Raw genomic sequence first — 26,765 nt, forward strand, 5'->3', positions numbered from 1 at the left:
CGTCGCTTGCGCGGATCATCCTCTCCGACTCCCCAGTCCCGGTAACTCACGGCCGGAGCGTCACCCTTCCCCACCGATGGCGCAATCCGCTGTCCAGGTGTAGCCGTTCGCTGGAAGGGGCCCGGGACGTTCGACCGGGCAGTTCGACCGAAAACTTCTCCTCCACAGGGTGTGGATTGAGTTTTCCCAGCTCAGCGGCTTGCCCGGGGGAATTCCCCAACAGTTGTCCACAGCCTGTGCACACCCTGCGCACATGGTCGTCCACCGGCATCCACAGGTTGTCCCGAGGCTCGTCCACCGTCATGGTTGAGGGGCTGACCTCGGGTTCCGTAAGGTGGGCCCCCGACCGGCCGTGCGATGACCCCCGATCGACCGGCAGGTCGAGGTTGTCGTACCCCGGCGGTAGAGCTGGCTTTGGATCCGACGCAGTGGAGGGGGGACCCGTGTCGGTCACCGACGACATGCGGGCGGACCAGCGCACCGGCGGCGGCCAGGCGTCCGCGCCGCCCCAGCGCGACGGTCAGTTCGACAAGACCCCGCCTCAGGACGTCGCTGCCGAGCAGTGCGTCCTCGGCGGCATGCTGCTCTCCAAGGACGCCATCGCCGACGTCGTCGAGATCCTCAAGACCAACGACTTCTACCGGCCGGTGCACGCCACCATCTTCGACACCATCCTGGAGATCTACGGTCGGGGCGAGCCGGCCGACTCGATCACCGTGGCGGCGGCGCTGGCCGACTCCGGCGACCTCGTCCGGATCGGTGGCGCCCCCTACCTGCACACGCTGATCGCCAGCGTGCCGACCGCCGCGAACGCCGCCTACTACGCGCGGATCGTCAGCGAGCGGGCGGTCCTGCGGCGGCTGGTGGAGGCCGGCACCAAGATCGTGCAGCTGGGCTACGGCACCGGGCAGGGCGGCAGCCGCGACGTCGACGACATCGTCGACCTCGCCCAGCAGGCGGTCTACGACGTCACCGAGCGCCGCGTCAGCGAGGACTTCGCGGTGCTCGCCGACATGCTCCAGCCGACGCTCGACGAGATCGAGGCGGTGGGTGCCCAGGGTGGCGTGATGACCGGCGTCCCCACCGGCTTCACCGACCTGGACCGGCTGCTCAACGGCCTGCACGCCGGGCAGCTCATCATCGTCGCCGGGCGGCCGGGTTTGGGTAAGGCGCTCGCCCTCGACACGCCGCTGCCAACCCCGGACGGATGGACCACGATGGGCGAGGTCGCCGTGGGCGACCGCCTGCTGGCCGCCGATGGCAGCCCGACCACCGTTACCGCCGCCTTCGAGGTGATGTACGACCGGCCGTGCTACGAGGTTGAATTTTCCGACGGCACAGTGATCGTCGCGGACGCGGAGCACCTATGGAAGACCACGACCCGGGCGAGCCGACGCCAGCCTGAGCAGCGAACGCGTCAGTACTGGCCGGAGTCGTCGTTGTCCAGGGTGCGGGCCGCCCAGGCGACGGTCGGTGCCGAATCCCGACGCCTCGTCACCGTGGCGCAGGCCCTGGAACAGGTCGGCCCTGAGTTCCGCAACGTCCTGCACGCCGTCGCGCGGGAGGTCGGCGCCGAGGGGCGGGTAAGCCGGCTGGTGACGCGCGCGGGGAAGGCGCGGAACTGGAGCGCACCGGGGTACCCGGCAGGGCCACTGCTGACTGGGCTGCGCGAGCGGGCCGAGCGGCACGTCAATGCCGGTGCCCGGGTCCGGCACGGCGGCGTGGTGACCACTGCCCAGATCGCGGCGACGTTGCGTACCGACACGGCCGACCGGCGGTTGAACCACGCCGTCGAGAACTGCGGTCCCCTGCGACTGCCGGAGCGCGACCTGCTGATCCCGCCCTACACCCTGGGCGTGTGGCTCGGTGACGGGCACACCGGCACCAGCCGGTTCACCACCGCTGACGACGAGATGGTGGACCTTGTCGAGCGGGACGGATTCGTGGTGCGGCCCAGCGGCCCGATGCTCTACAGCATCTCTCTGCCGGCGGCGACGCCATCGACCGAGCGGACGTGTGTCAACTGCGGCCGGTCCACCCGGGCACTTCGGGAGAACCCTGCCGTCAAGCGCTGCGCGGACTGCAGGGTCGTGCACGGTTCGTTTCTGGCGCTGCTCCGCCGGCTGGGGGTGGCGACGGACAGGCACATCCCGCAGGAGTACCTTCGGGCCTCCGAGCCCCAGCGCCGCGCGTTGCTGGCGGGCCTGATGGACACCGACGGCACGGTCGCTCCCGCCGGTAACCTCCAGTACACCTCCACCTCTAAGCGGCTCGCCGAGGACGTGTGGGAGCTCGTGGTGAGTCTGGGCTACCGCTGCACTGTCACGGAAAAGGCGGTGCCCGGGCGCAGCCCCGATTCGTCGATCGCGTACACGCTGAACTTCTCCACCCCGGATCCAATCTTCCGGTTGGAGCGGAAGCGCTCGGCTCACGCTGCGAGGCGTCGTACCAGTTCGGACGTGCGGACGAATTCCCGCTTCATCGTGGACGTCCGACCGGTGCCGAGCGTCCCGGTTCGGTGCGTGACGGTGGACAACCCCGAGCACCTCTACCTCGCGGGTCGGGCGATGATCCCGACGCACAACAGCACCGCGAGCATGGACTTTGCCCGAAACGCGGCCATCCGCGCCAACCAGGCATCGGCGATCTTCTCGCTGGAAATGAGCAAGGTCGAGATCGTCATGCGGCTGCTCTCGGCCGAGGCGCGGGTGCCGCTGCACGTCCTGCGCAGCGGTCAGCTCTCCGACGACGACTGGACCAAGCTCGCCCGGTGCATGGGCGAGATCAGCGAGGCGCCGCTCTTCGTCGACGACACGCCGAGCATGAACCTGATGGAGATCCGGGCCAAGGCGCGGCGGCTCAAACAGCGGCACGACCTCAAGCTGATCGTCGTCGACTACCTTCAGCTGATGACCTCGCCGAAGCGCACCGAGAGCCGGCAGCAGGAGGTCGCGGACCTGTCCCGTGGCCTGAAGCTGCTGGCCAAGGAGGTCGAGTGCCCGGTGATCGCGGTGAGTCAGCTGAACCGTGGCCCGGAGCAGCGCACCGACAAGCGACCCCAATTGTCTGATCTGCGTGAATCTGGTTGCCTGACGGCGGAAACCCGGTTGGTCCGGGCCGACAACAACTCTGAGGTCACGCTCGGTGAACTCCTCGCCGGTGGGGCCAAGGACATCCCGGTCTGGGCGCTGGACGAGAGCCTTCGCTACACCCCGCGGACCATGACGCATGTCTTCCCGAGCGGCAATCGGGATGTGTTCCGTATGACGCTGGCTTCAGGTAAGCAGATCGACGCGACGGCGAACCATCCCTTCCTCACTTTTGCGGGATGGGTGCCGCTCGGGGAGCTGACGCCGGGGACGCGTCTCGCCACCCCCAGGCACGTACCGCCTCCACTCGCGATCCAACCGTGGGCGGAGGCCGAGGTCGTCCTGCTGGCGCACCTCCTGGGCGACGGCTCGTTCGTACGCCGTCAGCCGATTCGGTACGCGAGCTGCGATGAGCACAACCTGCAGGCCGTGGCGGAAGCAGCCAAGCACTTTGGCGTCACTGCCATCCGTGACGAGTACGAAGCGGCCAGGGTCACTACCCTGCGGCTGCCGGCTCCCTACCGTCTCGCTCGTGGTCGGCGTAACCCGGTCGCCGAGTGGTTGGACGGTCTAGGGTTGTTCGGCTTGCGGTCGCACGAGAAGTTCATCCCGCCGTCGGTCTTCGGCATGCCGAAGGAGCAGATAACCCTCTTCCTCCGGCACCTGTGGGCGACGGACGGCTCGGTGAGCATGAACAAATCCGGCCGTGGTGGCCGCGTCTACTTCTCGTCCACGAGCCGCCGGATGCTCGAGGACATCTCCCGCCTGCTGCTGAGGTACGGCATCACCGCCCGCCTCAGGTCGGTGTCTGTCGAACGTCACCGACCCCAGTACACCCTCGACGTCTCCGGGAGGGATGACCAGCTGCGGTTCCTCCGGGAGATCGGCGTCCACGGTGACAGGGCACGCAATTGCGCCGACCTGCTCGCATCCCTCGTGACGATGGAGAGCAACACCAACGTCGACACGGTGCCGCGTGAGGTGTGGAGCCGGGTCCGGGAGATCCTGGCGGAGAACGGCATGACCCATCGCGAATTCGCGGCGGCGATCGGAACACAGTTCTGCGGCAGCGCCTTGTGGAAGCACGCGCCCAGTCGATCTAGGCTTGCGGAGATCGCTTCGGTGCTCGACGCCGCCGATCTCGACCTGCACGCCACGAACGACATCTTCTGGGACGAGATCGTGTCGATCGAGTCTCTCGGTGCGCGCGACGTCTTCGACGCGACCGTCCTCGGCACTCACAACTTCATCGCCAACGGCATCGCCACTCATAACTCGATCGAGCAAGACGCCGACGTGGTCATCCTGCTGCACCGCGACGACTACTACGACAAGGAATCGCCGCGTGCCGGGGAGGCGGATTTTATCGTCGCCAAGCACCGGAACGGTCCGACCGACACCGTGACGGTGGCCGCCCAGCTGCACCTGTCGCGCTTCGTCGACATGGCCATCGTCTGAGAGCAGCGGCGCGGGTCAGCCCAGAAGCGGGAACCAGCCGGCGACCTCGCCGAGTTCGAGCTGGTCGCGGTCGGTGAGTGGCACCCGGCCGGTCGCCTTGAGCAGGTATTCCGCGTCGCTCCATCCAGCCGGGCGGACGGCGTCGTCGCTGAGCAGGCCGTCCATCGTAGCCACGGCGACCCGCGTGGCGAGCACCCCGGGCAGGGGCGCGTCGGGCAGGTCGAGGACCAGGTCCAGGTGGTGCACGACGGCCTCGGTGGTCAGGGTGGCGAGCAGGTCCGGCACGCGCAGCACGTGCCCCTGCGTGGTGACGCAGCCGTCGGGGTCTGCCGCGCCAGCAGCGCGTACGGCGGCGGGGGCCGTGTCGGTCCAGAGCCGGACGATCTCGCTCGGACGGTCGAAGGCGGCGGCGGAGCGGCGTGCCCACCAGGCATGTCGGGCAGCGGCTCCGTCCGCGTCGGCCGGGAAGGCGCGCCAGTAGCTCACGTCGTCCACGTCGGGCGGACCCTCGGCGGGGCTGGCCAGCGCGACCAGTGCCCGCTGGGCGTCGCAGAGCACGTGGAACAGCAGGTCCGCGACGAGCCAGCCCCGGCACCGGGTGGGCCGTTGCAGGTCGGCGTCGTCGAGGTCGGCCACGACCCGGCTGATCGCGTCGTACGCCTGCGCCAGCGCGAGGTGCTGCCTCTGGTGCGTCATGGGGTGCAGCGTCGCACGCCCGTCGCCGGCCGGCACGGCGAGCGGCGGCACGGCGAGTGGCGGCGCGGCGAGCAGTGGCACGGCGAGTGGCGGCGCGGCGAGCAGTGGCACGGCGAGTGGCGGCGCGGCGAGACGTGAGAGGCGGTGCGGGCGTGGCCACGGGTGACCGGGCCGGTCGAGGCACCGACCCGGTCGACGGAGTGGCTCAGCCGAACATCTCGTCCAGGAAGCTCTTGTGCTTCTTGCGCTTGTAGTGCCCGTGGTAGCCGTGGTGCTGGTGGCCGTGCCCGTACGCCGGGGCCGGCGGGTAGCCGTGGGCCGGCGGGGGCGGGGGCGGCGGGACGGCGCCGTAGCCCGGCTGGTGCGGGGCGGGGGCGGGCGGCGGGGGCGGCGGAGGCGCGTAACCGCCCTGCTGCTGGCCGGGGTAGCCGCCCGGCTGGTGGGCGGGCTGCGGCGGCGTCGGGGCGCCCTGCTGGCGATTCCAGTTGGCCTCCGCCTCGAACAGCTTCTCCAGCTCGCCGCGGTCGAGGAAGATCCCCCGGCACTCGCCGCACTGGTCGATGACGACGCCGCTGCGCTCGTACTGGCGCATTTCTCCGTGGCACTTGGGACAGGTCAGGCTCATTCTCCGACCGTACCCGGTCCGGTCATGCGGTTGCTGTCAGCGTTTCCGTTACTTCGGAGTCGGGCACCTCGTGGAAGTCCTCGTAGTAGGCGCTCACCGCCATAAAATCCGGTGGGTGCTGCGCGCAGATGACCTGGTCGGCCTCGGCGGCCAGCATCTCGTACGCCTCCTGCGAGCCGACCGGGACGGCGACCACGACCCGGCGGGCGCCGAGGTGGCGGGCGACCTGGACGGCGGCGCGGGCGGTGGCCCCGGTGGCCAGGCCGTCGTCGACGATGACGGCGGTGCGCCCGGACAGGTCGAGCGGTGGCCGGCCGGCGCGGTAGAGCTGCTCCCGCCGCTCCAGCTCGGCCTGCTCGCGCTGGCGCACCTCGGCGATGTCGTCGGCGCCGAGCCGGCTGGCCACGACGTCGTTGAGCACCTGCACGCCGCCGGGGCCGAGCGCGCCGAAGGCGACCTCGGGCGCCCACGGCATGCCGAGCTTCCGGACGACCAGCACGTCCAGCGGCGCGCCGAGGCGCTCGGCGACCACCCGGGCCACCGGCACGCCGCCGCGCACCAGCCCGAGCACGATGACGTCCGGTTCGCCGATCAGGGCGGTGAGGCGGTCGGCGAGCATCCGGCCCGCCTCTTCGCGGTCGCGGTAGGTGGTGGTCATGCCTCAGGTCTACGCCGTGTCGCCGCCCTTCGCCCGCCAGTTCGGCGAACCGGGGTGCCGCAGTGCGGCGGCCCAGACCAGGAGGGCGAGTGGGTAGAGCAGGTAGCCGAAGCGGGTCGACGGCATCAGCAGGATCGCGGCCAGCAGCCCGTACCCGCAGGTCAGCGCGACGGCGACGGCGGTGCGGGGCGGTCGGCGGGTGAGCCGGACGGCGATCGCCAGCCCGGCCGCGAGCAGCAGGGCGGCGGCGACCGCGCGGCCGGCGGGCAGCGCGGTGGCGATCAGGTGGCCGGGGAACGGCGACTGTGCCGGGCTGGTCACCAGGCCGTGGCCGAGCGGGAAGCGGAGCACGTTCTCGACCAGCGCGTCGCGGTCGACGAGCAGGGCGGGGAGCAGCGCGGCGACGGGCAGGCCGACCGCTCCCGCCGCGACCCGCAGGCCGGCCCGCCGGGTCATCCCCCAGATGATCAGCACGAGGGCGACCGGCCAGGCGAAGAGCTTCAGCGCCCCGGCCAGACCGACGGCGATGCCGGCCCGGCCGGGTCGTCCGGCGGCCGCGAGGGCCAGCGCGAGCAGGCAGAGCGCGAGGACGGGCAGGTCGTCGCCGCCGGTGGCGAGGGTGAGCGCGCAGACCGGCAGCACGGTGGCGGCCTGTACGCCCCGGAGTACGGCGGCGCCGGCCGCGTGGTGGCCGGCGGGACGCTCGACGCGCGTCAGGGCGCGGACCGCCAGGGCCAGCGCCAGTGCGGTGCCGACCGCGAACCAGACGCGGGCGTCGGTCCACCAGGCGTCGAGGACCGCCCTGGGCAGCCCGAACAGGGCCATCCCGGGCTGGTACGGGGTGTAGCCGAGCAACTGCTCGCCGGGCGGCAGGGCGGCGATCGCGTCGTGCCCGAGGTACGGCGTGCCGGTGTCGACCAGCCGCCTGCCGGACTCCTCGACGACCAGCACCTCCTCCTGTGCCCGGTCGCCGCGCCCGCCGGCCCGTTCGACGCTCTGCCAGGCCAGCGGCAGCAGGGCGGTGGTGAACCAGGCGAAACCGGTGACCGCCCAGCGGGCCGGCAGGCCGGCCAGCGGCGACCGCGGGTCGCGCCGGCGCAGCACGAGTTGGGCGGTCGCCGCGAGGGCGGCGAGGAGGTACCCGGCGGCGGCGACGCCGCCCCAGGCCCGGTGCGGGACGAGTGTGGACGTGGCGGCGGTGGTCGCGGCGAACGCCGACGACACGGCGTACAGGCCGAGGTCGAGGGCGAGGCCACCGGCGGCGGCGTCGAGGGCCCGCCAGCCGCGGCGGTTGGTCGGGGCGGCGGTCACGCGCGCCAGTCTGGCAGACCGGGCTGACGCCACCGCCACGCGTCGACGGGGGGCTGACGGCCGTTCCCGGTTCAGGCCGGCAGGTGGCGGTCGGCGCGCCCGCGCCCGCCCTGCCGGCGGCCGGGGGCGAGACGGATGACCGCGCCGGCGTCGTGCAGCGGCGGCGCGAGAGCGCCTGGACTGCCCCCGGAGCCCCGCCGGAACGCGGCGAGGAGCGTGCCGGCGGGCATCGGCCGGGCGAAGAGGTGGCCCTGCCCGGCGGTGCAGCCCAGCTCCCAGAGCGCCCGGCGCTGCGGCTCGCTCTCCACCCCCTCCGCCACCACGTCGAGGCCGAGGCTGCGGCCCAGGTCGAGGGTGGAGCGGATGACGGCGGCGGCCTCGGCGGAGCCCTCCATGGCGGTCACGAAGCTGCGGTCGATCTTCAGCTCGTGCACCGGGATCCGGGAGAGCAGGGAAAGGGAGGAGTAACCGGTGCCGAAGTCGTCCAGCGCCAGCCGCACTCCCTCGTCCCGCAGCCGGCTGAGCACCCGGTCCACCACGTCGAGCTGGCTGAGCGTGAGCGTCTCCGTCAACTCCAGCACCAGCCGGTCGGGGGGCAGGTCGTGGGCCCGCAGCCGGGCCAGCACCGAGCCGGGGAAGCGGGCGTCGAGCAGGCTGCGCGGCGACACGTTGACCGCGACCGGCACGTCGAAGCCGGCCTCCCGCCAGGCGCTCGCCGCGAGCAGCGCCTCGTCGAGGATCGCCTCGGCGAAGGCCGGCAGCAGCCCGGACCGTTCCACCGCCTCCAGGAAGCGCAGCGGGTCGATCACCCCGTGGACGGGGTGACGCCAGCGGGCCAGCGCCTCCGCGCCGGTGACCAGGCCGGAGCCCAGGTCGACGATGGGCTGGAAGTTGACGGTGAACTCGTGGTCGGCGACGGCGCGGGGCAGCTCCCCGCCGAGGGTCAGCCGGCCGAGGTCGGCGGTGTCCCGGGTCGGGGCGTACGTCGAGGTGCGCTGCCCGGCCCGCTTCGCCTGGTACATCGCCACGTCCGCGCGGCGCAGCAGCTCCGGCATGCCGCCGGTGGCGGGCGCGGCGGCGATCCCGCCGCTCGCCTCGACGCTGATCCGCATGCCGTCCAGGTCGAACGGCTCGTGCAGCGCGGCGAGCAGGGTCTCCGCGCGGTGCGCGGCCACCGCCGGGGCCGGCAGACCCCGCAGGAGTACGGCGAACTCGTCGCCGCCCAGCCGGGCCACCAGGTCGCCCTCCTGGGCGGCGGCGCCCAACCGTTCGGCGACCTGCACGAGGACCTGGTCCCCGGCGGCGTGCCCGAGGGTGTCGTTGACTTCCTTGAAGTGGTTGAGGTCGATCAGCACCAGCGCGGTCACCCCGTCGGCGTGCCGGGCGCTGAGGTGCTCGGTGCCCTGGTCGAGCAGGTGGCGGCGGTTCGCCAGCCCGGTCAGCGCGTCGTGCGTGGCGGCGTACGCGTGTTCGTCGGCGACCCGGGCCAGCTCGGCGTACGCCTGGGCGTTGCGGACCGCGGTGCAGAGCGCCGAGGCGAAGGTGCGCAGCGTGTACTGCTCCCGCTCGGAGAGCTGCACGGGGCCGCGGAAACGCAGTCGCAGCACGCCCACGTCGGCTGTCCGGTCGTGCCCCTCCAGCGTGGCCGGGACCACGGTGCCGTCGACGGAGGTGGGCTCGCCGGCCGGCCCGTCGTACGTGATGGCGCCCGTTCCGCCGCGCACGGTCCGGCCGCCGTCGCGCAGCTCGACCTCCACCTCGTCGGCGGAGAACAGCTCGGCGGCCTGGGTGACCGCCGTGGTGAGGACCTTGTCCAGGTCGACCACGTTGAGCGCGTCGGTGGTGCGGGCGAGCCGCTGCCACGCCTGCTGCTCGGCGCGCCCCCGCACCCGGGTCGAGTAGGCGAGGTGCAGGCTGAGGACGAGGGGCGGGACGGCGAGCAGCAGCCGAGGATCCGCTCTGAGGATGAGCAGCGTGCAGACCGCGACGACGAAGCGTACGCCGAAGCCGGCCAGGCGCAGATCCAGGTTGTTGAGGAACTGGCGACCGACCCGGTTGCCCGACGCCAGTGCGATCACCGGAATCGCCAGGAGGTCGTCCAGCAGTGCCGCCACGAGATAGACCGCGCCGAGTGACGTGATGAGCTCGACCACGTCCGTCGGCGGCCACCGCCACTGCAGCGCCAGCGCCACCGCGCCGGCCCCGGCGGCGACCAGGATGTTCTTGCCGACGCCGAATGCGGTCTTGATGGCCGGGAGGCCCATGGTGACGGACGCGATGCCGACGCCCGCCCCGGTCGAGAGCACGACCCACGCCGGCGGGGCGACGGCGAGCCCGATCACGATCGCCGTTTCGATCCACGTGATGGCGTGGGTCGTCGACCGAATGCGTATCGGAGCCTTCACCCTCGTCCCGAGGGCCGTCATGCAGGTCAGGGCGACGATCGTTGCCACATCGCCGATGGAGTGGGGTGGACCGTCGACCAGCGACACGAGTGCGACGAGGGTGGGTGCGACCGCCAACGCGACCACCAGGCCGACGAGCGACAGCAGTTGCCGATCTGTTCTGCTCGCGTTTCCTGGCGTCATCCCGGCCATGAGGCTCCTGTCGTCGCCGACAGTTACATGTTGACGACGGGAGCCTACCGCTCTGTGTCATCAAAAGTCAGTGCCAGTCGCTGCCGCGCATGACGCGCTCCTTTCGCTCCGTCCCGGCTTGAGGCCGCGTCCCTGGGGATCAGCCGTCGTGACGGGAGCGTAGGAGAAATGACGAATGGTTTGCAGCAATAAATGTCGGTATGCGCAACATTAGCCAAGCCTGGGACCCCTTGTCACGGTCTGTCCATCGTTCCTGAGCGGAGCGCGTAGGCGTCGTGTACGAGGGGCGGTGCCGTTGACTTCTGATGATGACAGCAGGGAAAGGAGTCTCTCCCGGCAAGTGTGGAACCGCGGGATCGCCGACATCATCCGCGCTTCGGTTGGACCGCAACTGTCAATCACCTTGTGGACCGCGCGTTGCGGTCGCGTCACCCTGGCGTGCCGTGGCGGTGAATCGCCGAACGTGCGGAGACCTTGTCCGCCCGGCTCCGGGTGATCATTTCAATCCGCCGGTGCGGAAATAGCGCGCGGTTCTCACCTTGGTGGCCGCGCACCCGGGACGGTTCGTCACCACCGAAGAACTGGTCAACGAGTTGCGTGCGGTACGCACGCACCGGCTGCCGCCGTGGCGATACCGAGCCGCGAACGCCCCCGGCATCGCCTATCGGATCTGCCGGACGAGGTGTGCCGGCAACACGCATTGGTGCTCGAATTGGCGGCCGAATCGGGCGGGAGCCACGCGGAATGTGGCGCGCCGAGCGACCTGGCTGTCACCCTCGTCCGTGCCGGCGAGAGGGCGGAATCCGCCACCGCCGAGGCGCTCGCCGTCGGGTTCCCCCGGCGACCGTGACGGCGGGCAGGTGGGAGACGAGCGGCGCGCGGGCGGCGTCGACGGCCGCACGACCCCGCGACGGCACGCCGGCGCGGCGAGCGGTGGACGCCGGCGCGAGGTCGGGTGACCGGCGCGCTCGGGGTGCAGCCGGCAATGGCGTCGTACGACGGATAGGCTCGCGGCCGTGACCGATCCCGCGCAGCTCACCCACGTCGATCCGGCCGGCGCGGCCCGCATGGTCGACGTCTCCGCCAAGGCGGTCACCGGCCGCCTGGCCGTCGCCGCCGGCCGGCTCCGCACCACCGCGGAGGTGGTCGAGCTGCTGCGCCGCGACGGGCTGCCCAAGGGCGACGCGCTGGCGGTCGGCCGGCTCGCCGGCATCATGGGCGCGAAGCGGACCCCGGACCTGATCCCGCTCTGCCACCCCATCGCCCTGCACGGCGTCACGGTCGACCTGACGCTGACCCGCGACACCGTCGAGATCACCGCCACGGTGCGGACGGCGGACCGCACCGGGGTGGAGATGGAGGCGCTGACCGCGGTGGCCGTCGCCGGGCTGGCGCTGGTCGACATGGTCAAGGCGGTCGACCCGGCGGCGAGCGTCGACGCCGTCCGGGTGCTGCGCAAGGAGGGCGGCAAGACCGGCGAGTGGGTCCGTCCGGAGGACCGGCCGTGATCCGGGCGCGGGTGGTCGTGGCGTCCAACCGGGCCGCCGCGGGGGTGTACGCCGACACCAGCGGGCCGCTGCTCGTGGCCGGGCTGCGCGAGCTGGGTTGCGAGGTGGACGACCCGGTGGTGGTGCCCGACGGCGAGCCGGTGGGCGAGGCGCTGCGCGCCGCCCTGGCCGACGGGGTCGACGTCGTGCTGACCAGCGGCGGCACCGGGATCAACCCGGCCGACCGCACCCCCGACGTGACCCAGGCGCTGCTCGACTACGAGGTCCCCGGCATCGCCGAGGCGATCCGGGCGCACAGCCGCGACAAGGTACCCGCCGCCGCGCTCTCCCGCGGGCTCGCCGGCGTGGCCGGCCGGATGCTGGTGGTCAACCTGCCCGGCTCCACCGGCGGGGCCCGGGACGGTCTGGCCGTGCTCGGGCCGATCCTCGCCCACGCCGTCGACCAGCTCCGCGGCGGCGACCACTGACGCCCCGCCACGTCGATCCCGGCCGCCCGTTCGGCCACGCGCCGGGCGTGGTGCAGGTGACGGGGCGACCGGCACCCGGCACCGGCTAGGCTCGGCCGGGTGAGCACGGAAACCGCACCGGCCGCCGATCCAGTCGTCGCGCCCCCGCCGGCCGGCTGGGAGGAGGCCCGATCCCGGGTGTACGCGGCCGGCCTGGCCGCCGCGCTCCCCGCCGTGAGCCGGCCGCTCGCCGAGATCGACGGGCACACCCTCGCCGAGCCGTTGACCACGCGTACGGACCTGCCCGCCTTCCCGACCTCCAGCGTCGACGGCTGGGCGGTGCGCGGGGCGGGCCCGTGGCGCCCGGTCGGGCGGGTGCTGGCCGGCAGCACTCCGGCGCCGCTGACCGACGACGGGACGACCGCCGAGATCGCCACCGGCGCGATGATGCCCGCGGGCGCCACCGCCGTGCTGCGGGTGGAGGAGTCCCGCCGTACGCCGGAGGGCCTGGTCGACGGCACGCCGCGGCCCGCGCCGGAGTGGCGTGAGCCCGGCGAGGAGGCGTACGCCGGGGAGGAACTGGTCCCCGCCGGCATGCCGGTGGACCCGGCGCTGGTCGGCCTGGCCGCCTCCTGCGGGCACGACAGCCTGCTGGTGCGGCGGCAGCCGCGCGCCGCGCTGCTGGTCTTCGGCGACGAGTTGCTGACCGCGGGTCCGCCCGCCGCCGGCCGGGTCCGGGACGCGCTCGGGCCGGCGGTGCCGGCGTGGCTGCGCCGGTACGGCTGCGTGGTGCGTCCGTCGGACGTGGTGGGACCGGTGGCGGACACCCTGGCCGCGCACGTGGCGGCCCTGCGCGCCGCGCTGGCCACCGCCGACCTGGTCTGCACCACCGGCGGCACGATGCACGGCCCGGTCGACCACCTGCACCCCGCGCTGGAGGCGCTCGGCGCCGACTACGTGGTCAACACGGTCGCGGTGCGGCCCGGCTTCCCGATGCTGCTGGCCCGGCTGACCGACGCCGACGGGCAGGTCCGCTTCGTCGCCGGGCTGCCCGGCAACCCGCAGTCCGCCATCGTCGCCCTGGTCTCGCTGGTCGCCCCGCTGCTGGCGGGCCTGTCGGGCCGCCCGATGCCGGTGCTGCCGCACGCCACCCTCGCCGAGCCGGTGCCCGGCCGGGGGCGGTACACCCACCTGGCGCTGGTCCGGCTGGACCGGACCGCCGGCACCGCCCACCCGGTCCGGCACGTCGGCTCGGCGATGCTGCGCGGGCTGGCCGGCGCGGACGGGTTCGCCGTCATCCGCCCCGGCACCTCGGGCGAGCCCGGCGACCGGGTGCCGGTCGTGCCGCTGCCGCTGCTGCCCGGGGAGCGTGCGTGGTGACCGCGTCGACCGCCGACGCGTCAGGCCGACTCGCGGACCACGGGCCCACGACGTTCGGCGAGGTCACCGACCGGCCGCTCGACCTGGCCGCGCACGAGGCGGCGGTCGCGGACCGCCGGGCCGGCGCGGTGGTGTCGTTCCAGGGCGTGGTCCGCGACCACGACCACGGCCGCGCGGTGACCAGCCTGGAGTACGAGGGCCACCCGAGCGCCGAGCGGGTGCTCCGCGAGGTGGCGGCCGAGATCGCCGCCGAACCGGACGTGTACGCGGTCGCGGTGTCGCACCGGATCGGCCCGCTCGCCATCGGTGACGTGGCCCTGGCCGCGGCGGTTAGCACCGCCCACCGGGCCGCCGCGTTCGCGGCCTGTGCCCGCCTGGTCGACGAGGTCAAGGCGCGGCTGCCGATCTGGAAACGGCAGGTGTTCGCCGACGGCACCGAGGAGTGGGTGAACTGCCCCTGACGGGCGGCCCACCCACCCCTCAGCGGCGGACGCCGAGCGCGGCCTGGCGGCCCATCCGGTCGCCGTAGAAGGCCGGCTCGGCGCCGGGGCGCCACGGCAGCGCGGCGACGAGCACGATCAGGGCCAGCGCCAGCGAGTTCTCCATCAGGGCGCCGAAGAGGCCGTCCTGGTAGTGCGACACCTCGGGGAGCTGGTGTTCGTACGGCCAGATCGGGGAGACCAGGAAGAGCAGGTAGAGCCCGATCGCCGCGACGCCGTGCCGGAGCCCGGTCAGCGTCGGGTACCAGATCGGCGGGCGCAGCCCGTTGACCCCCGGCAGCCCGCCGTACGCGCCCTGGCCGGCCCGCTGGGCCAGCCCGCGGCTGGCGTCCCGGCGGCGTACGGCGGCGTCGGCCAGCACGATGATCGCGGGGATCACCCAGACCAGGTGGTGCGTCCAGGAGATCGGGCTGATCACGTTGGCGGTGAGGCCGACCAGCGTGAACGCGGTCAGCTCGTCGCCGTCGGCGCGCGCGTTGGCGGCGCGGGACAGGCCGAGCGCCAGCATCAGCACCGCGAACGACAGCCAGAGCAGGCCGGGCGTCTCGATCGAGTCGTAGAGCCGGGCCAGCAGCCCGGCCAGCGACTGGTTGGGCGTCATGTCGGCGGCGCCGACCCGCTCGGTCTGCCAGAGCACGCCGCCGAAGTAGGCCCGGGACTCGGGGCCGACGACGGCGAAGGAGCCGAGGGTCACGGCGATCACCGTGCCGACCGCGGTGGCCGCCGCCCGCCACTGTCGGGTGATCATCAGGTAGGCGATGAACAGGGCCGGGGTCAGCTTGACCGCGGTGGCCAGACCGATGCCCACGCCGGCCCACGCGCCGCTGTAGACGAAGCGCAGCAGCGGGCCGTCGGTCTCGGCGACGTGGGTGCCCCGGCGGGACCGCCAGCGCAGGCCGATCAGGTCGGCCATGATCAGTGCGAAGAGGAGCAGGTTCACCTGGCCGTAGCCGAGGGTCTCCCTGGCCGGCTCGATGGCGACCGCCAGCGGCGTCGCGATCGCCACGGTGAACGGGAGCGGCCAGCCGAGCCGGTCGACGATGGGGCGGAGCAGACCGGCGAGCACGACCGCCAGGGCGGCGATGCTGGCGAGCGCGTTGGCCATCCCGGCCAGCTCGACCGGCAGGTGCGCCATCGGCAGCATGACCAGGCCGCCGAACGGCGGGTAGGTGAAACCCAGGGTGGTGCCGGGTGCGATGAACTCGTAGAGCTCGTGACCGCTCGCCCACCACACCACCGCGCCGTGGTAGATCTTCATGTCGAAGAAGTTGTACGGCCGCCCGAAAGCGCCGATGGCGAGCCATGCGGCATAGGCGACGGCGGCCACGACGCCGGTCCGTACGACTGTCCTACGATCGATCCCACGCGTTACGCGACGGACTGGGGCGAGGCGGCCCACCCGTCTTCCGACGGTCGCCGGCATGGCGTGGCCACCCCCGTACCAAGGTCGTCCTACCCGTCCAGGTCCTGCACGGAGCCTAGAACGGCGCCTCACGTTAATGCCTCCCGCGTTATGCGACCGTGTCCGATCCCACACATGTTTTTGACATTTCCACCGCGTTAACGCCTACCGGGTGGTTCAGGTGATTCGCGGCGTTGGCGGGTGGCGGGCCGGCGGAGGGGAGGTATCGACGCAGGTCAGCCGGGGAGTCGTCGGGCCGTCGCTGCCGATCGTACGGCGATCCGGGCCTCTCTGCGGGCGGTACGGACGGCTCGCTGCACCGAACGTCGGGAGTGGCCGATCCGGTGGCCGGTCCGCCACCGCAGGCCGGGCTTGCCGCCGGTGTCCGCGGCGGCGAGCAGCAGCCCGCCGAAGAGGCCGATGTTCTTCAGGAAGTGGATCTGGTTGTTGTTCCGCGCCGCCGGGTCGTCGTTGTTCCAGAAGGGATGCCCGGCGAGGGTCACCGGGACCAGCGTGCCGGCGAGGACCAGCGCGGCCGGCCGGGCGAACCTGCCGGTGGCGAGCATCAACCCGGCGCCGACCTGCACCACCGCGTTGACCCGGATCAGCGTCTCCGTGTCGGTGGGGATGCGCGGGCTGGCCTTCTCCAGTAGCGGGGTCACCCGGTCGGTCACGGGCTTCGCGGCCGGGGCCAGCCGCCCCGGGTTCTGGAAGTTGTGCAACCCGCTGACCACGAAGATGCCGCTCAACATGGCGCGGGCGAGGGAGCGTACGGGTTTCATGGGTCAGTCATACCCCGTCACCAGCCCGGTTACCCCCGCAACCGCCGATCCGGATCGGCCGACGTGGACCTCCCCGGGCTGGTCGCCACGCCGACCCGGCGAGGCCGCGCCACGCCGATTCGAGCGACCGTCGCTGATGGACCGCCGATGAGGGGTAACGTCCCCCGCGTGACGACGCTGCGGCTGCGACCCGAGGACCCGGCCGACACCGGCGCGGTCCGTCGCGTGCTGGCCGCCGCCTTCGCCAGGCCCGACGTGGCCACGCCGCCCGAGGTGGGACTGGTTGACGAGCTGCGCGGCAGCGACGCCTGGCTGCCGGAGCTGGCGATGGTCGCGGAGTACGGCGGCGAGGTCGTGGGGTATGCCCTGCTCACCCGGGTCCGGGTGAGGTCCGACGACGCCACCGCCCCGGCGCTGGCCCTCGGCCCGGTGGCGGTCGCGCCGCACCGGCGGCGGATCGGGCTCGGCGCGGCGGTGGTCCAGGCCGGCCTCGACGCGGCCACCGAGCTGGGCGAGCGGCTGGTGGTGGTGCTCGGCGACCCGTCCTACTACCACCGCTTCGGCTTCGGCAGGGCCGACCGGATGGGGCTGACCAGCCCCTGGTCCGGCCTCGGCGACCCCTGGCAGGCGCTGGTGCTCCCGCCGACCACCGGCGGCGAAGGGCCGCCGCCGCGCGGCGAGGTCCTCTTCCCCCCGCCCTGGTCGAAGGTCTGACCCCGCGCCCACCCCGCCCGTCAGGCCGGCTGGGTGCGCAGGTAGCGGCCGAAGTGGGGGACGGTGAAGGCCACGGTGCCGCGCTCGCCGGAGTAGATGAGGCCCTTCTTGATCAGCGCGTCCCGGGCCGGGGACAGGCTGGCCGGCTTGCGCCCGAGGGTGCGGGCGATTTCCGCCGTCGGCACGGCGGCGTCCATGTCGTCCCGCCCGCCGCCGTCGACCTCGCCCTCGACCAGGGACAGGGTAGCCATCGCCCGCATGTACTCGCGCTCGGCCGGGGTGGCCCGCTCGAACCGGGAGCCGAAGAAGCCGACCGCCAGCTCGGCCTCGGCCTCCGGCGCGGCGACCCGCACGTCGGCGGCGGTGATCGGCGAGCGCGGCGCGTGGTCCCAGGTCGCCTTCCCGTACGCCTGGACGAAGTACGGGTAGCCGCCGGACTTCTCGTAGAGCAGGTCGAGCGCCTTCTGCTCGTACTCGACCTCCTCGCGTTCGGCGGGCGCGCAGAGCGCCTGGTCGGCGGCGATCCGGTCGAGCCGGTCGATGCGCTGGTAGCGGAAGAGCCGCTCGGAGTACGACTTGGCGGCGCTGAGCACGGCCGGCAGGTGCGGCAGCCCGGCGCCGACCACGATCAGCGGCGCGCCCAGCTGGGACAGCTCGTGGCAGGCGGCGCAGAGCGCGGAGACGTCCTCCGCGCCGAGGTCCTGCATCTCGTCGATGAAGACGGCGATGCCGGTGCCGACGTCGGCGGCCACCGCGGCGGCGTCGGTGAGCAGCTCGACGAGGTCGATCTCGATGTCGCCGGAGTCGGCCCGGCCGCTGGCGGCGGGCACGTCGATGCCGGGCTGCCACCGGTCGCGCAGCTTCGGGGCGGCGCCGCCGCGACCGGTCGGCGCGGATCGTTGGGCGAACGCCTTCAGCACGCCGAGGAAGGCGTCGATCCGGTCCGGCGCGCGGTGCCGGGGCGCGAGTTCACGGACGGCCATGTGCAGCGCGGCGGCGACGGGGCGGCGCAGTGACTGGTCCGGCCGCGCCTCGATCTTGCCGCTGCCCCAGAGGTGGTTGATCGCCTGGGACCGGAGGGTGTTGAGCAGCACCGTCTTGCCGACCCCGCGCAGGCCGGTGAGCATCAGGCTGCGTTCCGGCCGCCCGCGGGCGATGCGCTCCAGCACGACGTCGAAGACGTCCAGCTCGCGCCCCCGCCCGGCCAGCTCGGGCGGACGCTGGCCGGCGCCCGGTGCGTACGGGTTGCGGACCGGATCCACGCATCGCACAGTATCGGGCCGTCTAGCTGCGGGGCTAGACATCCGTAGATGGGGCTACCGGCGTGTCGGAGCGAGGCGGGAGCCGGATCCGGCGTCGAGACAAAACTAGGGCTGTCTAGCGTCCATGCTAGACAGCCCTAGTTTTGGTAATCAGCGCTTCTTCAGGCAGAGCACGTAGTCGAGGAAGTCCACCGAGTTGTCGTGCACGTAGTTCGCCGTCGACTTCGGCGCCCGGGTCTTGCACTGGTCACCGTCGCTCGACCCCGGGATCCGCAGCAGCACCTCGTACGTGTTGGGGCCGCAGGGCACCTTCCGCAGCTCGGCGTCGGTGGACGTGCCGTCGTTGACCACGCAGTCGCCCTTGGCGAAATCGTCGTCGTCGTCCTCCTCGCTCGGGCTCGGCTCCGCCGAACTCGGCGCCGCGCTGGGCTCGTCGGTCGGCTTGCCCGTCGGATCCGCGGGGGCGCTCGTCGCCGGGGCCGAGATCGACGGGTCGTCGTCCTCGCCGGCCTGCCAGACCGCCCAGCCGGCGATTCCGAGGCACGGGCAGAGCACGAGCACCACCACCAGGCCGATGATCAGGGCGATCTTTCCGCCGCCCTTCTTCGCCGGCGGAGGGGGCGGCGTCCCGTACCCGCCGGGGGCCGGCGGCGGGGCGCTCCACTGGGCGCCGGGCGCCGCCGCGGGCGTCGGGCCGGCCGGCGGGAACGGCCCGGCCGGCGGATAGCCACCCTGCTCCGCCGACGGCTGAACCCCCGCCGGGGGCGGATACCCGGCCCCGGAGGTGGGCGGCGGCGGGTAGCCCGACCCGGAGGTCGGGGGCTGCGGGGGGTAGGCCGGCCCGGGGGCCGGAGGCTGGCTCCACATCGGCGTGGTCGGCGGCTCGGCGGCCGGGCCGGGCTGGCCCCACTGCGGTTCGCCACCCGGCTGCGGCTGGCCCCACTGCGGGGCGGCGGGCGGTTCGCCACCCGGCTGCGGCTGGCCCCACTGCGGGGCGGGCGGCTCCGCGGCGGCCGACGGCGGCTGCCCCCACTGGGGCAGCGTCGGGTCGATGGGCGGCAGGCCCCCGGGATTGTCGGCCGGGCGCTGGTAGGGGTCGTCCGGCTGGCCGGGTGATCCGTAGGTTGTCATCTCTTCCCCAGGGGTGCGGTGGTTCAGCGCTGCTTCAGGCACAGCACGAAGTCGAGGGTGTCCAGCTCGCTGTCGAAGAAATACCAGTTGGTGTAGCCGTCGACCTTGGCGCACTTGGCCGCGGCGTCCTTCTCGCCGCTGGTCGCGCCGTCGATCCGGCGTAGCACCTCGTACGTCCGCGGGCCGCAGTCACTGATCAGCAGCTTGGGCTTGCCGCCGGCCGGACCGTCGTTGCGTACGCACTGCCCCGCCTCGACGAAGCGGGGGTCGGCGGAGGAGTCGGGTGCCGGGGCACTGGGCGCCGGGGCGCTTGCCGGTGCCTCCGGCACCCCGGACCCGGCGGCGGGCGCCGGCCCGCTCGGCGTGGCCACCGGGGCCTCGTCGTCCTGGCCGAGCAGGTAGAACACCGCCGCGCCGCCGACGAGGACCAGCACCGCCACCGCCGCCAGCACCGCGACCACCGGCCCCCGGCCACGCCGGCGTTCCGGCGGCGGGTACGGGGAGGGGGTCGCGGAGCCGGGCCAGGAGGCGTACGGCGGCGCGTCGGGACCGTGGTCGTAGGCGGGAGGCGGGGCCCCCTGCTGGTACGGCCCCGGTCCGTGACCCGGGTCGTCCCGCCGGTACGGCTGACCGCCGTACCCGGGCTCCGGCGGTGGATACGTGACGTGCGGATCGTCCCACCCGCCGCGCCCGGGCGACGCCGCCGACGGGCCGTACGCCTCGTCCGGCTGCCGCCCACGCCACGGTGCCGGGTCTCCCCGACCCGGTGGTGGTCCGTAGTTCGCCATGCACGTCTCCCGCGTGAGTGGTGAGAGGCCGGCCACCAACGAGGGACGCCGACGCCCACGTCACCGTAGCGTGTCCACCGATGAGACCACGCCCACCGATTCCGTCACCGGCCGCCGAGCCGCCCACCGGGACCGACCCGGGCACCGGGGCGCGTCGGGCGGCCGTTGCCACGCCGGCCCTGGTCTGGACCGCCCTGCTGCTGGTCTACGTCCTCTGGGGTTCCACCTACCTCGGCATCAGGATCGCCGTGGAGTCGATGCCGCCGCTCGGCTCGGCCGCCACCCGGTTCGCCGCCGCCGGTCTGGTGCTGGCGATCGTGCTGCGGCTGCGCCGGGGCCCGGGCGCGCTGCGGGTCGACCGGCGGCAGCTCGGCTCGGCCGCGCTGGTCGGGGTGCTGCTGTTGGCCGGCGGCAACGGGCTGGTGGTGCTCGCGGAGTCCGGCCCGCCGGGCGTCGCGGTGCCCTCCGGGATCGCCGCGCTGCTCGTGGCCACCGTCCCGCTGCTGGTGGTGCTGCTGCGTACGGTCACGGGCGACCGGCCCCGGTTCTGGACGCTGGCCGGGGTGACGCTGGGCTTCGTCGGCCTGGTGCTGCTCGTGCTGCCAACCGGCGGGGCGGACGCCGTACCGCTCGCCGGGGCGCTGACCATCGTCGCAGGCGCCGCCAGCTGGTCGATCGGCTCGTTTCTCTCCGGACGGATCCGGATGCCCGCCGATCCGTTCGTCGCCACCGTCTACGAGATGTTCGCCGGGGCGGCGGCACTCGCCGTCCTCGCCGTGGGGCGCGGCGAGCTGCACGGCTTCGACCCGGGCCAGGTGACCGGCCGGTCGTGGCTCGCGCTCGCGTACCTGATGGTGGCCGGCTCGCTGGTCGCCTTCACCGCGTACGTCTGGCTGCTGCACCACGCCCCGATCTCGCTGGTCGCGACGTACGCCTATGTCAACCCGGCGGTCGCGGTGGCGCTCGGCGCGCTGTTCGCCGCGGAGTCGATCACCGTGCAGGTGCTGCTCGGCGGCGCGGTCATCGTCGCCGGGGTCGCCCTCGTCGTGAGCACCGAGAGACCCCGACGTCCTGCCGAGGGGACCGCACCGGAGCCGTCCCGCCGGTAGCGTCCGGCCCGTGTCGGGCGGGCTGGTGGCGTGCGCGGCGCTGCTCGGCGGCGCCGCCGGCCTCGCCGCGCTCCGGGTCGCCCGCCGCTGGACGGGCCGACCGGCGTCGACCCGTTCCGGGCCCGCCGTCGGGGCGGTGGCGTCCGCCGCGACGGGCCAGCCGGGTCGGCCGGTCGACCGCGGTGGGCCGCCGGCCCCCGCCCGGGCCGCCGGCATCGGCCCGTCCACCGGGCTCGGGGCGGCGGTGGTGGGCGCGGTCGTGTTCGCCGGGCTCGCGGTGGCCCTCGGCGGCGACCCCGTCCTGCCGGCCTTCCTCGGGCTGGCGGCGGTGGGGCTGGTGCTGGCCGTGGTCGACCTGGCCTGCCTGCGGCTGCCCGACCCGCTGGTGGGCGCGGCCGCGCTGGTCGTCGCCGTCGGCCTGACCGGCGCGGCGCTGCTGGCCGGGGCCCCGGAGCGGCTGCTCGGCGCGGTGGCGGGGGCCGCGCTCTGCTTCGCCGGGCACGCGCTGCTGGCCCTGCTGCCCGGCTCGCGGCTGGGCTTCGGCGACGTGAAGCTCGCCGCCGTGCTGGGCCTGCCGCTCGGCTGGCTGGGCTGGTCGCCGCTGGCGCTCGGGCTGCTCCTGCCGCACCTGCTCAACGGCGTGGTGGTGCTCGCCCTGCTGGCCGCCGGCAGGGTGCGCCGGGACACCCCTCTCCCACTCGGGCCGGCCCTCCTCACCGGCGCCTGGCTGGCCACCCTCACCACCTGACCCGCGCGTTCCCTCAGATGAGGCGGAGTTGGCGGTCTCGGGGGCGGCGGGGTTCGGCTTCGCCGAAGCGTTCGAAGAGGCCCGGGTCGATGGCGTCGAGGAACGGCGACGGGGAGCAGTCCCGCTCGCTGCCGTGCCGGCTGCGGCGGGCGGCGTGGGTGACGTACAGGCGGTCCTGGGCCCGGGTCAGCCCCACGAAGAAGAGCCGCCGCTCCTCGGCGATCGCGTCGTCGTCGGGCGTGCTGCCGGGCCAGCGCAGCGGGAGCAGCCCGTCCTCGGCGCCGACCAGGAAGACGACCGGGAACTCCAGCCCCTTCGCGGCGTGCAGGGTGAGCAGGGTGACCGCCTCGGCGCGCGGGTCGAGGGCGTCCACCTCCGCGCCGGTGGCGAGCTGGGACAGGAACAGCGGCAGGTCGTCGCCGCAGCGGCGGGCCAGCGGGGTGAGCAGGTCGACCGCCGCCCGGACGTCCTCCGGGCGTACCGCGCCGGCGCTGTCCAGCGTCGGCACGGCGAAGCGCTCCGCCAGCACCTGACCGGCCAGCCGGACGCGGGCGGCCAGCGAGCCGTCGAGCCCGTCGGCGTGCCGCAGCTCGCGGGCGATGGCCGCCACCCCCGGCCGGTCCCGCAGCCGGTCGTGCGAGCGCTTCTGCACCGGGATGTTGGCCCGTGCCAGCGCGTCCACGATCGGTGCGGCCTGCGCATCGGTGCGGTAGAGCACGGCGATGTCGGAGAAGGAGAGCGAGGTCGACCGGCCGTCGATCCGCCCCGAGTCGAGCGACCGGTGGGAGAGCCCGCCGACCAGCTCGTCGATGGTGCGTACGACGAAGTCGGCCTCGTCGGCGACGGAGGCCGCGGGATAGCGGCCGACCAGCGGGGCCTCCGGGTCGAGCCGGGCCGGGTCGAGCCGGCGGCCCCGGACCAGCGACGACGGCGCGATCGCCTGCACCGCGGCGGCCAGGATGGGGGCGGAGGAGCGGTAGTTGCGGTTCAGCCGCACCAGCCGGGCGTCGGTGAAGTCCTGCGAGAAGCGCAGGAAGTAGCCGACGTCGGCGCCCCGGAAGGAGTAGATGGCCTGGTCCGGGTCGCCGATGGCGCAGAGGTTGCCGTCGGCGGGGCTGAGCAGGCGCAGCAGCTCGTACTGCACCTCGTCGACGTCCTGGTACTCGTCGACGAAGATCCACCGCCAGCGCTCCCGGTAGCGCTGCACCAGCTTCCGGTCGGCCCGCAGCAGCGCGACCGGCAGGGTGAGCAGCTCGTCCAGGTCGACCAGGCCCTGCTTGCGCAGCAGCGCCGCGTAGCCGGCGTCGTCGGCGCCGGCCTCGGCACGGGCCTCCGCCCGCTGGGCGTCGTCGGCGATCCGGAAGTCCGCCGGCAGGCCGACGGCGTCGGCGTTCTCCCGCAGGATGGTCAGCCCCAGCGAGTGGAAGGTGCCGACCGTGACGTCCTCGGCGACCGGCCCGAGCAGGCCGTCGAGGCGGTGCCGCAGCTCCTCGGCGGCGCGCCGGGTGAACGTGATCGCCAGGCACTGCTCCGGGAAGACGTTCAGCTCGGCGCAGAGGTAGGCGATCCGGTGGGTCAGCGTCCGGGTCTTGCCGGTGCCGGGCCCGGCGACGATGAGCAGCGGCCCGCCGGGCGCGGAGGCGGCCACCCGCTGCATCGCGTCCAGCCGGTCCAGCAGGCCGGTGCCGACCTCCTCCATGCCCGCGAGCATCGGCTCGAACGGCTCGTGCGGCGAGGGCGCCGGCGCGATCGGGGGCGGCGGCGTGGCCGGCGCGGCCTTGCGCTTCGGCTCGGCCTTGGCCACCGCCGGGCGCTTGGCCCGCGGCTTCGGCGCCGGCTCCGCGGGGGTGCGCTGCGCCGGCACGGGTACGTCGAAGAGCGTCTCCTGCGCCGTGCCGGTGCGCGCGCCCAGCTCGGCCGGGTCGAACAGGGTGATGACGCCGTACTCGCCGTCGTAGCCGGGGACCCGTCGGACGTCGCCCCGGCGCAGCCGGCCGATGCCCTCGGCGAGCAACTCCCCGCCGACCCGGGCGATCTCGGCGAGCGGGGTGGTGGTGAGGATCTCCAGCTCCGGGCCGAGCGCGGCGAGCAGGTCGTTGAGCTTCCCCTCGACCTTCTTCGAGCGGGCGCCCACCTTGTTGATCTCGCCGAGGACCTCGGCCAGCGGCACGAGGTGGGTGACGTCCCTGGCGTGCGGGGGCCGGTGCCCCGCCGGACGGTCGGCCAGCTCCTCCACCCGGCTCAGCACGCCGACGGTCAGCGGCTTGTCGCACTCCGGGCAGCGCCCGCCGGCGGCCCGGGTCCGCTCCGGGGACCAGTTGACCCCGCAGAGCCGGTGCCCGTCCGCGTGGTACTTGCCCTCCTCGGGGAAGAACTCGATGGTCCCGGCCAGCCCGTCGCCGGTGCGCAGCGCGTCCCGGATGGCGAAGTAGTCCCGGGCGGTGGCGAAGACGGTGGCCTCCCGGGCCAGGGCGGGCGGCGAGTGGGCGTCCGAGTTCGACACGAGCTGGTAGCGGTCCAGGCTGCCGACCCGCCAGTTCATCTCGGGGTCGGAGGAGAGGCCGGTCTCCACCGCGAAGACGTGGTCGGCGAGGTCGGCGTAGCAGTCGGCGATCGCGTCGAAGCCGGACTTGGAGCCCAGCGCGGAGAACCACGGCGTCCAGATGTGCGCGGGTACCAGGTAGCCGTCGGCGCTGGCCTCCAGGGTGATCTCCAGCAGGTCCCGCGAGTCCAGGCCGAGGATCGGCCGGCCGTCCGAGCCGAGGTTGCCGATCCGACCGAGCGCCGTGTTGAACCGGGCCACCGCGTCCAGGTCGGGCAGGTAGATGAGGTGGTGCACCTTGCGGGTGCGGTCGTCCCGCTTGTAGATCGTGGAGATCTCCACGCTGAGCATGAAGCGGACCGGGTCGGTCTCCGCCTCGCTGGCCAGCCGGGGCGGCAGCCGGCGGGCGACGTCCCGCTCCGCCTCCGGGCTGAGCCGGTGCAGGCCGGGCTCGGCGGGGTGCAGGGTCTCGCGCAGGTGGTCGTACCAGGCGGGGTGGGTGAAGTCGCCGGTGCCGAGCACGCCGATGCCCTTGCGCCGAGCCCACCAGGCGAGGTTGGGCAGGGTGAGGTCGCGGCTGCACGCGCGCGAGTACTTCGAGTGGATGTGCAGATCCGCGACGAACGGCGAAAGGCCACCGGAGGGTGCGGCGCTGAACGGAGGCACGCCGCATCCTGTCACGCCCGCTCGATTACCCGCCGGTCGCCACGCAGACCCGTGACCTGAGCGTCCGGTGCTGGACAAGCCGCCTGCCCCGCGCTATGGGTCAGCGGGCGCGGAGCTCGACCAGGGTGACCTGCGGCTCCGCGCCGACGCGGACCGGCGGGCCCCAGAATCCGGCGCCGTTGGTGACGTACACCTTGGTGCCGTCGACCTCGCCGAGGCCGGAGACCACCGGCTGCTGGAGCTTCACCAGGAGGTTGAACGGGACGATCTGGCCGCCGTGGGTGTGCCCCGAGAGCTGGAGGTCGACGCCGAACTTCGCCGCCTCCACCGCGGCCACCGGCTGGTGGGCGAGCAGCACCACGGGGCGGCTCGGGTCGCGGTCGCCGAGCGCCGCCGCGTAGTCCGCCGGGGCGGCCAGCCCGGTGCCGGCGGCGGTGACGTCGTTGACCCCGGCCAGGTCGAGCACGCCGCCCCGGGCCTGGATCTCCGTCCGCTCGTTCTGCATCACCCGCAGCCCGAGCCGGTCCACCTCCTGCACCCACTCCTCGACGCCCGAGTAGTACTCGTGGTTGCCGGTGACGAAGTAGCTGCCGTGCCGGGAGCGCAGGCGGCGCAGCGGCTCGGCCGCCTCGCCCAGTTCGGCCACCGAGCCGTCGACCAGGTCGCCGACGACCGCGACGATGTCGGCGTCCAGGCGGTTGATCGCGGCGACGATCCGCTCGGTGTGGGCCCGGCCGCGCAGCGGGCCGAGGTGGATGTCGGAGACGGTGGCGATCCGCAGGCCGTCCATGCTCCGGGGGAGCTTGGCGAGCGGGATCTGCACCCGGTCGAGCTGGGGCGGGCCGAGCGCGGTGCGGATGCCGGACCCGGTGAGGCCCGTCGCGGTGAGCCCGGCGAAGATCGCCGCCCCGCGGGCGAGCAGCAACCGGCGGGCCGGGTCGTGGTCCGGCTGCGCGACCGCGCCGGCGGCCGGCGGATCGGCCGGCCCCGTCGCGCCGACCAGGGCGGGCGCGGGCGCGGCGGCGGTGGGCTCCGCGGCGGCGACCCGGCGGCGCAGCACCAGCCGGGCCACCAGCATCGGCACCTCCAGCGCCACGAGCAGCACCAGCAGGTAGAACATGACGGCGAGCCAGAGGTAGCCCGGCCACGCGAGCCAGTAGAGGCCCGCCTGGGTGCCGGCCATGGTCGCCGGTACGAGCAGCGCCAGCACCAGGGCGGTGATCCCGCCGATCCGCCGCCAACGCCCCGGGGTGGTGGTGTCGCGCACCAGCCGCTTCCAGAGGTAGAGGTGGATCAGGCCGGTGATCAGCGCCATGGTGGCCACGAAGGCCAGTGCCGCCAGCATGTGTGCGC

General features: G+C 73.8%; 20 protein-coding genes and 1 pseudogene. 9 read left to right on the plus strand and 12 right to left on the minus strand.

Features of this window, described 5'->3' with window-relative positions:
* The first annotated feature begins 461 nt into the window (after positions 1–461).
* Positions 462–4,547: a replicative DNA helicase gene (locus ABZ793_RS01810; RefSeq protein ID WP_357450633.1), complete on the plus strand. Its 4,086-nt coding sequence runs from the start codon at positions 462–464 to the stop codon at positions 4,545–4,547.
* A gap of 15 nt (positions 4,548–4,562) precedes the next feature.
* Here the strand turns inward: ABZ793_RS01810 and ABZ793_RS01815 are convergent, their stop codons facing one another.
* Positions 4,563–5,243: a maleylpyruvate isomerase N-terminal domain-containing protein gene (locus ABZ793_RS01815; protein ID WP_357450318.1), complete on the minus strand. Its 681-nt coding sequence runs from the start codon at positions 5,241–5,243 to the stop codon at positions 4,563–4,565.
* Positions 5,244–5,246: 3 nt separating this feature from the next.
* Here ABZ793_RS01815 and ABZ793_RS01820 point away from each other — a divergent pair, with 3 nt between their 5' ends.
* The gene (locus tag ABZ793_RS01820; protein WP_357450321.1) at positions 5,247–5,381 is read left to right on the plus strand and encodes a hypothetical protein; all 135 of its coding nucleotides are present in this window, start codon (positions 5,247–5,249) and stop codon (positions 5,379–5,381) included.
* A 67-nt stretch (positions 5,382–5,448) separates the two neighbouring features.
* On the opposite strand, the gene ABZ793_RS01825 is transcribed toward ABZ793_RS01820, so the two are convergent.
* The 4 genes from ABZ793_RS01825 to ABZ793_RS01840 all read right to left on the minus strand — a co-directional run bounded on the left by ABZ793_RS01825 (position 5,449) and on the right by ABZ793_RS01840 (position 10,425).
* Positions 5,449–5,868 carry a zf-TFIIB domain-containing protein gene (locus ABZ793_RS01825; RefSeq protein WP_357450324.1) on the minus strand — a complete coding sequence of 140 codons (420 nt, stop codon included), beginning with the start codon at positions 5,866–5,868 and terminating at the stop codon, positions 5,449–5,451.
* A 22-nt stretch (positions 5,869–5,890) separates the two neighbouring features.
* Positions 5,891–6,526, minus strand: a complete 636-nt coding sequence (locus ABZ793_RS01830; protein ID WP_357450327.1) for a phosphoribosyltransferase family protein — start codon at positions 6,524–6,526, stop codon at positions 5,891–5,893.
* Between the two features lie 9 nt (positions 6,527–6,535).
* A complete protein-coding gene (locus ABZ793_RS01835; RefSeq protein ID WP_357450330.1) occupies positions 6,536–7,837 on the minus strand; it encodes a glycosyltransferase family 87 protein in 1,302 nt (433 codons plus the stop codon).
* Positions 7,838–7,908: 71 nt separating this feature from the next.
* The gene (locus ABZ793_RS01840; RefSeq protein WP_357450333.1) at positions 7,909–10,425 is read right to left on the minus strand and encodes a bifunctional diguanylate cyclase/phosphodiesterase; all 2,517 of its coding nucleotides are present in this window, start codon (positions 10,423–10,425) and stop codon (positions 7,909–7,911) included.
* A gap of 1,025 nt (positions 10,426–11,450) precedes the next feature.
* Here ABZ793_RS01840 and moaC point away from each other — a divergent pair.
* From moaC to ABZ793_RS01860, 4 genes are all read left to right on the plus strand, one after another.
* Positions 11,451–11,942 (plus strand): cyclic pyranopterin monophosphate synthase MoaC, encoded by a 492-nt coding sequence (gene moaC / locus ABZ793_RS01845; protein ID WP_357450336.1) that lies wholly within the window; start codon positions 11,451–11,453, stop codon positions 11,940–11,942.
* A complete protein-coding gene (locus ABZ793_RS01850; RefSeq protein WP_357450339.1) occupies positions 11,939–12,409 on the plus strand; it encodes a MogA/MoaB family molybdenum cofactor biosynthesis protein in 471 nt (156 codons plus the stop codon). Before moaC ends, ABZ793_RS01850 begins: the two co-directional genes overlap by 4 nt.
* Before the next feature lie 99 nt (positions 12,410–12,508).
* Positions 12,509–13,768, plus strand: a complete 1,260-nt coding sequence (locus tag ABZ793_RS01855; protein WP_357450342.1) for a molybdopterin molybdotransferase MoeA — start codon at positions 12,509–12,511, stop codon at positions 13,766–13,768.
* Positions 13,765–14,229, plus strand: coding sequence for a molybdenum cofactor biosynthesis protein MoaE (locus ABZ793_RS01860; protein WP_357450345.1), 465 nt, complete (start codon positions 13,765–13,767; stop codon positions 14,227–14,229). Before ABZ793_RS01855 ends, ABZ793_RS01860 begins: the two co-directional genes overlap by 4 nt.
* 19 nt (positions 14,230–14,248) lie before the next feature.
* Here ABZ793_RS01860 and ABZ793_RS01865 read toward each other — a convergent pair whose 3' ends face one another.
* Complete coding sequence (locus ABZ793_RS01865) at positions 14,249–15,691, minus strand: glycosyltransferase 87 family protein (RefSeq protein WP_357450348.1); 1,443 nt, start codon at positions 15,689–15,691, stop codon at positions 14,249–14,251.
* 215 nt (positions 15,692–15,906) lie between these two features.
* Positions 15,907–16,452, minus strand: a complete 546-nt coding sequence (locus tag ABZ793_RS01870) for a DoxX family protein (protein WP_350702512.1) — start codon at positions 16,450–16,452, stop codon at positions 15,907–15,909.
* A 147-nt stretch (positions 16,453–16,599) separates the two neighbouring features.
* Between ABZ793_RS01870 and ABZ793_RS01875 the strand changes: the two genes are divergently transcribed.
* Positions 16,600–17,166, plus strand: coding sequence for an N-acetyltransferase (locus tag ABZ793_RS01875; RefSeq protein ID WP_357450352.1), 567 nt, complete (start codon positions 16,600–16,602; stop codon positions 17,164–17,166).
* Positions 17,167–17,186: 20 nt separating this feature from the next.
* Here the strand turns inward: ABZ793_RS01875 and ABZ793_RS01880 are convergent, their stop codons facing one another.
* The 3 genes and pseudogenes from ABZ793_RS01880 to ABZ793_RS01890 all read right to left on the minus strand — a co-directional run.
* Complete coding sequence (locus tag ABZ793_RS01880; RefSeq protein ID WP_350702516.1) at positions 17,187–18,428, minus strand: ATP-binding protein; 1,242 nt, start codon at positions 18,426–18,428, stop codon at positions 17,187–17,189.
* Between the two features lie 150 nt (positions 18,429–18,578).
* Positions 18,579–19,010: a hypothetical protein gene (locus tag ABZ793_RS01885; protein WP_350702723.1), complete on the minus strand. Its 432-nt coding sequence runs from the start codon at positions 19,008–19,010 to the stop codon at positions 18,579–18,581.
* A 572-nt stretch (positions 19,011–19,582) separates the two neighbouring features.
* Positions 19,583–20,035 (minus strand): annotated as a pseudogene (locus ABZ793_RS01890) (hypothetical protein); the annotation flags it as partial.
* A 392-nt stretch (positions 20,036–20,427) separates the two neighbouring features.
* On the opposite strand from ABZ793_RS01890, the gene ABZ793_RS01895 reads away from it, so the two are divergent.
* Positions 20,428–21,456, plus strand: a complete 1,029-nt coding sequence (locus ABZ793_RS01895) for an EamA family transporter (protein ID WP_357450356.1) — start codon at positions 20,428–20,430, stop codon at positions 21,454–21,456.
* A gap of 10 nt (positions 21,457–21,466) precedes the next feature.
* Positions 21,467–22,204, plus strand: a complete 738-nt coding sequence (locus ABZ793_RS01900) for an A24 family peptidase (RefSeq protein WP_357450359.1) — start codon at positions 21,467–21,469, stop codon at positions 22,202–22,204.
* 13 nt (positions 22,205–22,217) lie between these two features.
* Here ABZ793_RS01900 and ABZ793_RS01905 read toward each other — a convergent pair whose 3' ends face one another.
* Positions 22,218–25,412: a UvrD-helicase domain-containing protein gene (locus tag ABZ793_RS01905; RefSeq protein WP_357450362.1), complete on the minus strand. Its 3,195-nt coding sequence runs from the start codon at positions 25,410–25,412 to the stop codon at positions 22,218–22,220.
* A 100-nt stretch (positions 25,413–25,512) separates the two neighbouring features.
* Positions 25,513–26,757: a metallophosphoesterase gene (locus ABZ793_RS01910; RefSeq protein WP_357450365.1), complete on the minus strand. Its 1,245-nt coding sequence runs from the start codon at positions 26,755–26,757 to the stop codon at positions 25,513–25,515.
* Positions 26,758–26,765: the final 8 nt, after the last annotated feature.

This window comes from Micromonospora sp. NPDC047465 (assembly GCF_040643125.1).
Taxonomy (GTDB): Bacteria; Actinomycetota; Actinomycetes; order Mycobacteriales; family Micromonosporaceae; genus Micromonospora.

What these genes read in the sequence shown, in the direction of transcription:
- ABZ793_RS01810 (WP_357450633.1), top strand. Translation starts at nt 462, where the DNA reads ATGCGGGCGGACCAGCGCACCGGCGGCGGCCAGGCGTCCGCGCCGCCC.
- ABZ793_RS01815 (WP_357450318.1), bottom strand. Translation starts at nt 5,243, where the DNA reads ATGACGCACCAGAGGCAGCACCTCGCGCTGGCGCAGGCGTACGACGCG.
- ABZ793_RS01825 (WP_357450324.1), bottom strand. Translation starts at nt 5,868, where the DNA reads ATGAGCCTGACCTGTCCCAAGTGCCACGGAGAAATGCGCCAGTACGAG.
- ABZ793_RS01830 (WP_357450327.1), bottom strand. Translation starts at nt 6,526, where the DNA reads ATGACCACCACCTACCGCGACCGCGAAGAGGCGGGCCGGATGCTCGCC.
- ABZ793_RS01840 (WP_357450333.1), bottom strand. Translation starts at nt 10,425, where the DNA reads ATGACGCCAGGAAACGCGAGCAGAACAGATCGGCAACTGCTGTCGCTC.
- ABZ793_RS01865 (WP_357450348.1), bottom strand. Translation starts at nt 15,691, where the DNA reads ATGCCGGCGACCGTCGGAAGACGGGTGGGCCGCCTCGCCCCAGTCCGT.
- ABZ793_RS01870 (WP_350702512.1), bottom strand. Translation starts at nt 16,452, where the DNA reads ATGAAACCCGTACGCTCCCTCGCCCGCGCCATGTTGAGCGGCATCTTC.
- ABZ793_RS01875 (WP_357450352.1), top strand. Translation starts at nt 16,600, where the DNA reads ATGAGGGGTAACGTCCCCCGCGTGACGACGCTGCGGCTGCGACCCGAG.
- ABZ793_RS01895 (WP_357450356.1), top strand. Translation starts at nt 20,428, where the DNA reads ATGAGACCACGCCCACCGATTCCGTCACCGGCCGCCGAGCCGCCCACC.
- ABZ793_RS01910 (WP_357450365.1), bottom strand. Translation starts at nt 26,757, where the DNA reads ATGCTGGCGGCACTGGCCTTCGTGGCCACCATGGCGCTGATCACCGGC.